Genomic DNA, 13,076 nt, shown 5'->3' with positions numbered 1-13,076 from the left:
GCCTCGCGCTGGGGGACCTCTCGCAGATCATGTATGGCCAGCGCAAAACCGCTGTCCTCGGCGGCAATCTGTTGCAGCACCTGGCCATCGCTCTGCACGAAGTGTGTGCGCAGCGACGCATGCCGGGCCACGATGCGATCCAGGGCGTGCTGCAGCGCCTGCACCTGCAGCCTGCCATGCAAGCGCAGGCCACCACTGATGTGATAGGCCTCGCTCACGCCCTCAAATTGCGACAGGAACCAGAGCCGTTGCTGGGCATAGGACACCACGCGCGGCGCATCGGGGGGCAGTGGCACGATCGGCAACAAGGCCGCGGCCGATGCCGATGCCACACAGCCAGCCAGTTGTTGCAGCGTTGTCTTTGCAAACAACTCAGCCACGCTGATCTCGACTCCCAACGCCTGGCGCAGGCGCGAGGTCACCCGAACGGCCAACAACGAGTGGCCGCCGAGAGCGAAGAAGTTGTCGTGCCGCCCGATCGTCTCCAGACCCAGCAGCTCGCTCCAGATCCCGGCAATCGCTTGCTCGACCGCTCCCTGCGGCGCTTCATACTGTTGGTGCGCATGAGCCTGGGCATCCGGCACCGGCAAGGCCTTGCGATCCAGCTTGCCGTTGGCTGTCAACGGCAACGCGTCCAGGTGCACATAGGCGGCCGGGATCATGTAATCCATCAATTGCGGCTGCAGGTGCTCGCGCAAGGCCGCCGCATCGATGTGCTCGCTCACCGCTGCATCGACGCAGTAGTAGGCCACCAACTGCCGCGCCCCCGGTACATCCTCGCGCTGTACCACCGCGACAGCAGCGATGCCTGGGTACGTTCGCAACGCCGCTTCGATCTCGCCCAGCTCGACGCGAAATCCACGGATCTTGACCTGTTCGTCGGCACGCCCCACGAATGCCAGCGTGCCATCGTCCTGCCAGCGCGCCAGGTCGCCCGTGCGGTACAGCCGCGCATTGCGGTTGCCGCCGAACGGATCGGGCACGAAGCGCTCGGCGGTCAGCGCGGGACGATTCAAATACCCCAGCGCCACACCATCGCCGCCGATGTAGAGCTCGCCCACCGCCCCGATCGGTACCGGCCGGCGATACGCATCCAGCACGTACGCCTGCGTGTTGCCGATCGGACGCCCGATGGCAATGCCCGAGGCCGGTGCCGCGGTGATCCGGTGGGTGGTCGCGAAGGTCGTGGTCTCGGTCGGACCATAGCCGTTGAGAAACACCTGCGGCGCGCCCTCTTCAAGCACCCGCCCCACCACCGCCGGATCCAGGACATCGCCACCGACGATCAGGTAACGCAGTTGCGCAAAGACCGGCGACAGGCTCGCTGCATACTGATGGAACACCCCCGCCGTCAGCCACAGCACCGTCACCTGCTCTTCCAGCAGGCGCTGCCGCAAACGCTCCGGTGCCAGCAGCACGTCCTGTTGGACAACCACAACGCACCCGCCGTTGAGCAGCGATGCCCACACCTCCAGCGTACTGGCGTCGAAGGCGGGGTTGGCAGCGAAGGCCACCCGGTCGGACGCGGTGAACTCGGCATAGCCGTTGTTGCACACCAATCGGCTGATCGCGCGATGCGGCACGCGCACGCCCTTGGGCACTCCGGTCGAGCCGGAGGTGTACATCAGACAGGCCACTGCATCGCTGGCCTGCGGCAGCGCAGGATCGTGATCGGCCATCCTGCCCAGGTCCAGCGTCTCTAGATCCAGACGCTCGACACCCTCTGGCAGCGCCTGCCCGGCGTGCGTGAGGACCCAGCGGGCCCCACTGTCCTGCAGCATCGTCAACAAGCGCCCCGGCGGGGCCTGCACATCCAGCGGCAGGTAGGCCGCAGCGCACTTGATGATCGCCAGTTGCGCGAGGATCAGATCGACCGTACGCGGCAGGCCGATCGCCACATGATCGCCCGGCCCGACCCCCAGCGCGATCAGGTGGTGCGCCAGGCGATTGGCGCAACGGTTGAGCGTGGCGTAGCTGTAGTGCTGCTGGCCATCGATCACCGCAACGGCGTCAGGATCGCGCACCACCTGCTGCTCGAACAGTGCATGGATGGTCTGCGCCTGCGGATACGCACGCTCTGTCGCATTGAACTCATGCAGCACGCGTTGGCGCTCGGCCTGGGGCAGTACGCAAAGCGTCTGCAGCGCACGCTCGTCTGACGCCTCCAACGCCTCCACCAACTGCGTCAGCGCCACCTGCATGTAGGTGCACAGGCGCTCTGCGCCCACCGTCGGTACCGCCTGCGCCTTCAGCTGGAACCCCTGCCCAAGATCATCCACGCTCAAGCTCAGCGGATAATTGGTGCGCTCTTCGGCAGAGAGCATCACGATGCCTTGCCATGCATCGCTGCGCGCCAGCTCCTCGCTCGCTGCACTATGGCGGTAATTCAACAAGGCGCTGAACAACGGCCTCGGTGCTGCGATACGACTGCAGCGCTGCGCCGTTGCAAGCGAGGCGTGCTCGTGTACCAGCAGCTCGCTCACACTGGCATGCATCTGCGCCACCGCCGCGCGCACGCTCAGGCCCTGCAGATTCGCCCGCAGCGGCAAGGTGTTGATGAACATGCCCAGCACCCGGTCTGCCCCCGCCCCGCCCTGCAGGCGTCCCAACAACACCGTCCCGAACACGACGTCCTGGCGCCCGGACAGCGCGCTCAGCACCTGTGCATAGGCCAGGTGATGCAGGCTGGCCACGCTGATCCCGGCCTGGCTGGCCTGTGCCCGCAGTCGCGTGCTCAACGCGGCATCCAGGCACAACACGGCCTGCTCGATGGCGGATGCATCGCCTTGCACCTCCTGCACGCCCAACGGCAAGGTCGGTTCCTCGACGTCGCCCAGCATCCTGGTGAAGAAGGCGGTGTGCGCCGCCTGCGGGGTACCCAGGGACACCTGGGCCACGTAATTGCGGTACGGCACGGCGGCAGGCAGCGTCTGGGCAGCGCCGGCCAACACCGCCTGCATCTCCTGCCCGACGACCTCCAGCGCCATATGATCGAGCACGGCGTGATGGAACAGCAGCGTCCCTACCAGTTGCTGTCTGGCCGGATCGTCGGCGACCACCAGCCGCAGCAACGGCGCATGGCCCAGGTCCAGGCGGTAATGGCGCGCATCCAAACGCATACGCAACTGTTGCGCGATGTCGCCGTGTGCCGGATCGAGGACCACCTCTTCCACCGACAACTGCGCATGACGGACGACGACCTGGACCGGTTGGTCGAGCCCCTCCCAGAACACGGCGGTGCGCAAGATATCATGGCGATCGATCACAGACTGCAGGGCGGCGACAAATGCCTGTAGCCGGGAGCGGTCGGCAAACCCGAACTGCGACTGCAGCAGATAGGGGTCTCCTGCCTGGGCGGCCAGGTGGTGATACAGCACCCCCTCCTGCAGCGGCGCCAGCGGATAGATGTCCTGCACGTTGGCCGTGCCACCGGGCACGCTGGCCACGATGTGGTCGATCGCCTCCTGCGACAGCGCCACCAGGGGCAGCAGCTCCGGGGTGATGCGCGGGCACTGCGGCGCAATCAGGTTGGCCGGCACTGCCACGGTGCGGTCGGCGCCCACCGAGGCGGCCAGCGCCGCCAGCGTCGGCTGCCCGAACAACACCCGCACATCGGCACTGAGCCCTTGCCGACGCATGCGCTCGATCACCGTCACCGCCAGCAGCGAGTGGCCGCCCAGCTGGAAGAAGTTGTCGTGCCGGCCCACCTGCTCCACGCCCAACACCGACTGCCAGATCCCGGCCAGGGTCTGCTCCACCTCCCCTTGCGGTGCCTCGTACGCCTGCGCCGCATAGGCCGCTCCATCCGGTGCCGGCAAGGCCTTGCGATCCAGCTTGCCGTTGGGTGTCAGCGGCAAGGCCTCCAGTTGCACATAGGCAGAGGGGATCATGTAGCTGGGGAGCACCGCCGCCAGCCAAGCGTGCAAGTCCTGGGCACTTGTGCTTTCAGCCAGATGCTCGGTTGCGACCCAGTACGCCACCAGACGCGTATCGCCACCACTGGCCTCCAGCGCCACCACCACGCATTCGCGCACCTGCGCATGCGCACTCAAGCGCGCCTCGATCTCGCCCAGCTCGATGCGGAACCCGCGAATCTTGACCTGGTGGTCGTTGCGGCCCAGGAACTCGATCGCACCGTCCGCGCGCCAGCGCCCCTGGTCGCCGCTGCGGTACATGCGCGCTCCCGCAGCGGCACTGAATGGATCGGGCAGGAAGCGCTCGTCGGTCAAGGCAGGTTGGTTGAGATATCCCCGTGCCACGCCCGCACCACCGATGTAGATCTCGCCGATCACGCCGATCGGCACAGGCTGGCGATGTGCATCCAGCAGATAGAACTGCGTGTTCGCCACCGGTCTGCCGATGTGCGCCACAAACCCGTCCTCGCGCTCCATCGTCACCCAACTCGAATAGGTCGTGGTTTCCGATGGGCCGTACAGGTTGCACAACCGTCGAACCTGCGTCCTGGCGAAAAGATCTTCCACCAGCTGCCGTTTGAGTGGTTCGCCGGCGACATTGACGGTGTGCACGTCCGGACTCAGCCCGCTCGATTCCAGCACCGCCTTCAACGCTGACGGCACGGTGTTGATCAAGGTGATGCCATCGGACCCTGCTTGCAGTGCCAACAGGTTGTCGACCACCGTGATCGCGCCGCCACAGGTCAGCGGCACGAAGCATTCGTAGACCGACAGGTCGAAGTTCAACGACGTGGAGAACAACGTGTTGGCCAGGACGGACGGCGCGAAGGAGCGATGCGCCCAGATCAGCAGGTTGACCGTGTTGCGGTGTTCGACCATCACCCCCTTGGGCCGGCCCGTCGAGCCGGAGGTATAGATCACATAGGCCAGATGCGCCGAGGTCAGCGCTGCGATCGAAGGGTTCGCCATGTCATGGGACTGCCAGCACGGCATATCCATGTCGATGACCGGCACCGAGGCCATCGGCAGCAGACCCACCGTCGCTGTCTGCGCCAGCACGGCGACCGGGGCACTGTCTGCCAGCATGTAGGCAAGACGGTCGGCAGGATAGGCAGGATCCAGCGGCACATAGGCACCGCCGGATTTCAAGACTGCCAACAGGGCGACCACCATCCGCACATCGCGCTGTACGCAGATCGCGACCCGGTCGTCCGGACCAACACCCACCTCGCGCAGGTAATGTGCCAGGCGATTGGCCTGCGCATTCAACTGCTCATAGGTGAGCGAGCTCTCCCCGTGCACCACCGCAACTGCCGCCGGCGTCCGCGCCGCCTGCGCCTCGAACAATGCATGCACACAGGCATCGCGTGGATAATCCACTGCCGTTGCATTCCACTCCAGCACCACTTGCCGTCGCTCGGCCTCGCCCAGCAAAGGCAGACGCTCCACCGGCTGATCGTCCGCCCCCGCTGCAACCATCGCTTGCAACACCTGCCGCCAATGCCCGATCCATCGCTCCAGCGTTGCACGCTCGAACAGTGCGGTGGCATAGCTCAGGTTGCCCACGATCTGCCCCGCATGCTCGCCCAATGACAACGCCAGATCGAACTGCACGCTCCCGGATGCAAGGTCCACTCTGCGGGCATCAAGATCACCCAGATCCAGCATTCCCTGTGGCGTGTTCTGCCACGCAAACAGCACCTGGAACAGCGGCGTATGCGACAGGCTGCGCGGCGGCTGTACCAGCTCCACCACCTGCTCGAACGGGATGTCCTGGTGCGCCTGCGCCTGCAGCGCACGCTGCTTCACCGATGCCAGCAACTGCGCCAGCGTCGGCGAGCCGGACAGATCCACCCGTAGCGCCAACGTGTTGACGAACAATCCGATCAGCCCTTCGGTCTCCGAGCGGCCACGATTGGCCGCCGGGCTGCCGATCACCACCTCGTCCTGACCGGACAAACGCGACAGCAGCATCGCCCAGCTGGTCAGCAGCGTCATGTACAGCGTCAGCCCATGCCGCCGGCTCAATGCTTCCAGTGCCTGCACCTGTGACTGATTCAGCAGTACCTCCAGCATCGCCCCGGCGTGGTCCTGCTGAGCCGGACGCGGGCGGTCCGTCGGCAGTTCCAGCAACACCGGCGCACCGGACAAGGTCTCGCGCCAATAACTGGCCTGCTGCTGCAACCTCTCTCCCGCCAACCATTGCCGCTGCCAGCTCGCATAATCGGTGTACTGGATCGGCAACGGCGCCAGCGGATCGGCATGGCCGCGTGCAAACGCCCGGTACAGCACGCTCAGTTCCTCGATCAGGATCCCCATCGACCAGCCGTCGGAGACGATGTGGTGCATGCTGACCACCAGCACCGACTCGGTGTCGGCAAGCCGCACCAGCGCGCCACGGATCAGCGGGCCGCTCTCCAGCACAAACGGGGCGCTCGCCACGTCGGCCAACACCCGTTCCAGCAGCGCCTCGCGCTGGGGGACCTCTCGCAGATCATGTATGGCCAGCGCAAAACCGCTGTCCTCGGCGGCAATCTGTTGCAGCACCTGGCCATCGCTCTGCACGAAGTGTGTGCGCAGCGACGCATGCCGGGCCACGATGCGATCCAGGGCGTGCTGCAGCGCCTGCACCTGCAGCCTGCCATGCAAGCGCAGGCCACCACTGATGTGATAGGCCTCGCTCACGCCCTCAAATTGCGACAGGAACCAGAGCCGTTGCTGGGCATAGGACACCACGCGCGGCGCATCGGGGGGCAGTGGCACGATCGGCAACAAGGCCGCGGCCGATGCCGATGCCACACAGCCAGCCAGTTGTTGCAGCGTTGTCTTTGCAAACAACTCAGCCACGCTGATCTCGACTCCCAACGCCTGGCGCAGGCGCGAGGTCACCCGAACGGCCAACAACGAGTGGCCGCCGAGAGCGAAGAAGTTGTCGTGCCGCCCGATCGTCTCCAGACCCAGCAGCTCGCTCCAGATCCCGGCAATCGCTTGCTCGACCGCTCCCTGCGGCGCTTCATACTGTTGGTGCGCATGAGCCTGGGCATCCGGCACCGGCAAGGCCTTGCGATCCAGCTTGCCGTTGGCTGTCAACGGCAACGCGTCCAGGTGCACATAGGCGGCCGGGATCATGTAATCCATCAATTGCGGCTGCAGGTGCTCGCGCAAGGCCGCCGCATCGATGTGCTCGCTCACCGCTGCATCGACGCAGTAGTAGGCCACCAACTGCCGCGCCCCCGGTACATCCTCGCGCTGTACCACCGCGACAGCAGCGATGCCTGGGTACGTTCGCAACGCCGCTTCGATCTCGCCCAGCTCGACGCGAAATCCACGGATCTTGACCTGTTCGTCGGCACGCCCCACGAATGCCAGCGTGCCATCGTCCTGCCAGCGCGCCAGGTCGCCCGTGCGGTACAGCCGCGCATTGCGGTTGCCGCCGAACGGATCGGGCACGAAGCGCTCGGCGGTCAGCGCGGGACGATTCAAATACCCCAGCGCCACACCATCGCCGCCGATGTAGAGCTCGCCCACCGCCCCGATCGGTACCGGCCGGCGATACGCATCCAGCACGTACGCCTGCGTGTTGCCGATCGGACGCCCGATGGCAATGCCCGAGGCCGGTGCCGCGGTGATCCGGTGGGTGGTCGCGAAGGTCGTGGTCTCGGTCGGACCATAGCCGTTGAGAAACACCTGCGGCGCGCCCTCTTCAAGCACCCGCCCCACCACCGCCGGATCCAGGACATCGCCACCGACGATCAGGTAACGCAGTTGCGCAAAGACCGGCGACAGGCTCGCTGCATACTGATGGAACACCCCCGCCGTCAGCCACAGCACCGTCACCTGCTCTTCCAGCAGGCGCTGCCGCAAACGCTCCGGTGCCAGCAGCACGTCCTGTTCGACAACCACGACGCACCCGCCGTTGAGCAGCGGTGCCCACACCTCCAGCGTACTGGCGTCGAAGGCGGGGTTGGCAGCGAAGGCCACCCGGTCGGACGCGGTGAACTCGGCATAGCCGTTGTTGCACACCAATCGGCTGATCGCGCGATGCGGCACGCGCACGCCCTTGGGCACTCCGGTCGAGCCGGAGGTGTACATCAGACAGGCCACTGCATCGCTGGCCTGCGGCAGCGCAGGATCGTGATCGGCCATCCTGCCCAGGTCCAGCGTCTCTAGATCCAGACGCTCGACACCCTCTGGCAGCGCCTGCCCGGCGTGCGTGAGGACCCAGCGGGCCCCACTGTCCTGCAGCATCGTCAACAAGCGCCCCGGCGGGGCCTGCACATCCAGCGGCAGGTAGGCCGCAGCGCACTTGATGATCGCCAGTTGCGCGAGGATCAGATCGACCGTACGCGGCAGGCCGATCGCCACATGATCGCCCGGCCCGACCCCCAGCGTGACCAGGTGGTGCGCCAGGCGATTGGCGCGCCGATTGAGCGTGGCGTAGCTGTAGTGCTGCTGGCCATCGATCACCGCAACGGCGTCCGGATCGCGCACCACCTGCTGCTCGAACAACCCATGGAGGGTCTGCGCCTGCGGATACGCACGCTCTGTCGCATTGAAATCGTGCAGTACGCGTTGGCGCTCGGCCTCGGGTAGCACGCAAAGCGTCTGCAGCGCACGCTCGTCTGCTGCCTCCAACGCCTCCACCAACTGCGTCAGCGCCACCTGCATGTAGCTGCACAGGCGTTCTGCGTCGAGCGTATTACAGGTGCTCAAGGTCAACTGCGTGCCGTCCCCCACATCGTCCACCGACAGGCACACCGGATAGGTACTCCGCTCTTGCGCGCCCAGCATGCTGACACCGGGCCAAGCTTCTATCACGGTACCGCCGAGCTGTTCTCTGCCAATCCTGCGGTAATTCAGCAACGCGTTGAACAATGGGGACGGCGCGGGGACACCACTGCACCGCTGAGCGAGCGCCAGTGAAGCGTGTTCGTTCGACAACAAGGCATTCAGGTATATCTGCGCCTGCTTGATCGCTGTACGAACTGTCGTGCTCCCGAGTTTGACCCGGATCGGCAAGGTGTTGATGAACATGCCGATGGCTTGTTCGATGTTGTTTCCCTGTGTTCTGCCAAGCAAGACAGTACCGAACACCACGTCATCCCGGCCGGCCGTCGCGCCCACCACCTGGGCCCACGCCAGGTGATGAAGAACACCGGTGCTTACCCCGCATTGCCTCGCTTGCACGCGCAACCGTTGGTCCACCGATGCATCCAACCACCTCACCGCCTCATGCACGGCCCAATCGTCACCCTCAGAATGCTGACGTCCGAACGACAACGTCGGCTCGTTCACCTCGCCCAGCATGTCGGTAAAGAATGCAGTGTGTTCTTGCGACTGCTGGCTCCACCGCGCCCGCATCGTGTAATCCCGATACGGAAAAAGTGGCGGAAGCTCGCCGGTATTTTCCTGTAGATGGCATCCGATCTCCTTGAGCAGGCTGCCCAACGATGTCGCATCAGCGATCAAGTGATGGATAAGCAATACGCCGATCCACCGTTGACCAACGGCATCGTGCGCGTAGCCGACGCGTAGCAACGGCGCCATGCCCAGTTCAAGCTGTTGCCTGCCTGGATCCATCTGCGCCTGGAGTTGCTGCAGGACATCCCCGTCTGCATCATCCAGCTGACACTCTACCCACGGCACCGTTGCATGTCGCCAGACAACCTGCACAGGGTCATCGACGTAGTCCCACACGATCGCGGTGCGCATGATGTCATGTCGTGCCACTACCTGCTGCAATGCATCGGCAAACGCGTCCAAGCGCCCACGATCAGCAAATATGAAACTGACGCACTGCAGATAAGGGTCACCACGTTTTGCCGAAAGATGGTGATAAACCAGGCCCTCCTGCAAAGGCGCCAACGGATAGATGTCCTGCACATTGCTGATGCCGCCCGACACCGTCGACACGATGTGATCGATGGATTCCTGGCTCAGGTCCACCAACGGAAAGTGTGCGGGTACCAGACTGTCGCACTGCAAGGGAATCCTGTTCTCTGGTACCACCAGGTCGCTATTGACACCGATTGCCGCCGCCATCGCCATCAAGGTCGGCTGACTCAGCAGTACCTTGACCTCAGCGTGCAATCCGTGGCGGCGCATGCGTTCCAGCAATGCGACAACCCGCAACGAATGTCCTCCGAGTTCGAAGAAGTGATCGTGGCGCCCAACCCGATCAACATCGAGCACCTCGCTCCATAACTTCGCCAACAGCTGCTCGAGCTGTCCCTCAGGCGCGACATACCCGCGCTGGACGTACGCCTGCGCCTGCGGCATGGGCAAGGCTTTGTGATCGAGCTTGCCGTTGGGTGTCAGCGGCAGTTCGTTCACCTGCACATAGAGCGCAGGCACCATGTGCTCCGGCAACTGCTGCTGCAGATGGCCGCGTAGCTGCTCCGGCGACAGCTCGTTCCCTTCGGCCTGCACGTAATACGCCAACAGCGCTTTCTGTCCTACTGCATCTGTATGGGCTACCACGGCGGCATCGCGCACCTGCGGATGCTCTTGCAACCTGGATGCAATCTCCGCAGGTTCGATACGAAAGCCTCGAATCTTGATTTGATCGTCGTTGCGACCCAAGTAGTCCAATGTTCCATCCGGCAACCATCTTGCGATATCCCCGGTGCGATACATGCGTGCGTCCGCCGAAGGACCGAACGGATCGGCAACAAAGCGCTGTTGCGTCAATTCATCCCGATTCAGATAGCCCCGGGTGACTTGCGCACCAGCAATACAGACTTCGCCCGCGATGCCGATAGGCATTGGTCGCCCGTCGGTGTCCAGCACATGCACGCGCATGTTCGCAATCGGCTTTCCAATCGGTACGCTGGCCGCCGCCGTTGACTCCCAACCCAGCGGAATCTCATAGACGACACATCCCACCACCGTCTCGGTCGGGCCATACTCGTTCACCAGCCGCAGGTGGGGCGCGAGCGCTCGCAGACGCTTCACGGTAAAGGCCGGCAATGCTTCGCCGCCGATCACAAACAGTGCTGCGGTGGGACTTGCGTTGCAGGCAATCAGCTGCTGGGTAAGCACTTCAAGATGGGAAGGCGTGATCTTGACAAGACCCAGCGGCTTGCCTGAACTCAAGCGACGCTGCAACGCGTCGATTTCATCGTGCTCTGGCAGCAGCTCGGTCGTGCCGCCGCACAACAGCGGCAGATACAGGCTGGTCACGGTGGCATCGAAGGACAGCGACGAGGACACCACCGCGCCGTGTTGAGGCTTGTAGTATTCGGCGCCCCACTCCAGATAATTGACGAGTGCGGCATGCGGCACCATCACGCCTTTGGGACGGCCGCTGGACCCCGAGGTGTAGATCACGTACGCAAGATGCGACAAGGTCAGGCCGCTCACGCAAGGGTCGGTCTCTGCGGCAGAGCGCCACTCGGGCGCATCCAGATCCAGGCGCGGCACTTGCGCGCTGGACAGGTGCGCGGAGGTGGCGGCATGCACCAGCAAAGCGCGCGGGGTACTGTCGGCCAGCATGTAGGCCAAGCGCTCGGCAGGATAGCGAGGATCTAACGGCACGTACGCGCCGCCAGCCTTCAATATCGCCAGCAAGGCCACGACCAGCTCGATACTGCGCTCCAGACAAAGAGCGACGCGTTCGTCGGGTTGCAGGCCCATCGCAATCAAGTGGTGGGCGAGCTGATTGGCCTGGGCATTGAGCTGCGCGTAGGTCAGCTGCCGGTCGGCGCAGACCACGGCTATCGCATCCGGCGTGCGGGCGGCCTGTGCCTGAAAGAGCGCCTGGAACGTCGCTTCCTGGACATCAGCCTGCTTGCCTTGGCTCCACGCATCCAGGACGTCTAATTCGGCAGGAACCGCCACCTCGAAGGCCTGCAGATGCCGCTCCGGATGGGTCAGGCCCTGGTCGATCAGCTGGATCCAGCGCTCTGCCAGCAGCTCTACCTCCCCGGCTTCGAAATAGGCGTTGTTGTAAATGGTATGCAACAAGGCAACATCGTCATGGACATTGCTTCTGACGAAGATCGACAGTGGCTCGGCCTCATGGCCGTTGGAGCACTTGAAGGAACGCGAATGCTCGCTACCAAAACGATACAGGTGCTCTTCCTGTTCGAAGGAAAACGACACATCGAAAAGGCGGGCAGCTCCGCTCCTCATCAATCCACATTCGCGTCCAATTTCGCTGATCGGGAAGTTCTGGTGGCGATAGTCCTTACGTAGTTCTTTGGACAGGTTCGACACCAATTCCAGGAAACTTGGATCCCCATCGAAACGCATCCTTACCGGCGTCACTTGGGCGAACATTCCGATGGATGACTTGAATTGATGGCCTGACCGATTGAGGACCGGCACGCCTATCGAGATGTCGTCGCGCTGCAAGGTACGCGAGAAGTAAATGTACAGAGCGGCCAGACTGACCTGAAGCGGGGAAGTGCCATGCGCTTGTGCAAACACCGTCATGCGATCGAGCAATGCACGCGGAAACTCGCGCGTCAACTTCGTGCTGCCTTGACTCTTATGATCGCCGGCAGGCTTGGATCCCGACGCAAACATTGGTTGCGGAACAATGGCGTACTTCTGTGCCCAGTACGCACGATCTTTCTGGTAACGCGTCGAAACTCGGTAACTCAGGTCATGATCGATGAAGTCCCTATACGACCTCACCGCCACGCTCGGAACGCCGCCAGCGCGCAACTCATTGTAGATCTGGCTCAATGTCTGGAGCACCAGATAGATTGACCAGCCGTCCAGCAGAATATGATGGGCGCTTACGACGAAGCACCATCTTCGCGCCCGAATACAACACAGGGAGATTCGCCACAGCGGGGTGCCATCGAACTCGAAGGCAGTCTCCATCTGCTCCTGAATCCATGTAGTCACCCAGTGCTCGGGGTTTGGCTGTCCTGATGCATCGACCAAGGCCACCGGTACATCGAGATGGTCGGCGAACGCCTGCAAGGGAATGCCGTCGCTGTCCACTTCCTGCACGATATGCGTTCTTAGCACGTCGTATTGATCTGCCATGCACTGTACGGCACGGCGGAAACAGGCCACGTCGACTTCGCCTTCAATCTCAACATAACCCCCGATGATCGATGCAAGGGAGTGGCCGAGCATCAGCTGCTCCAGCCAGACCTCTCGCTGTGGGCCGCTGAGGGGAAAGCTCGGTCGAACATTGGTTGGCAT

Annotated in this window: 1 protein-coding gene (only partly in view); it reads right to left on the bottom strand. The window is 63.7% G+C overall.

The window, feature by feature from the left end; all coding sequences use genetic code 11:
* Positions 1 to 13,076: the 5' portion of a non-ribosomal peptide synthetase gene (locus ACCQ13_RS11470; RefSeq protein WP_372372074.1), read on the bottom strand. 2,875 nt of this gene lie to the left of the window's left edge; the window shows 13,076 of its 15,951 coding nt (coding positions 1–13,076); its start codon is at positions 13,074 to 13,076; the stop codon falls past the left edge of the window.

This window comes from Xanthomonas sp. NCPPB 1638, assembly GCF_041475635.2.
Taxonomy (GTDB): Bacteria; Pseudomonadota; Gammaproteobacteria; order Xanthomonadales; family Xanthomonadaceae; genus Xanthomonas; species Xanthomonas cucurbitae.
This window is presented reverse-complemented; position numbering and strand designations above follow the sequence as displayed.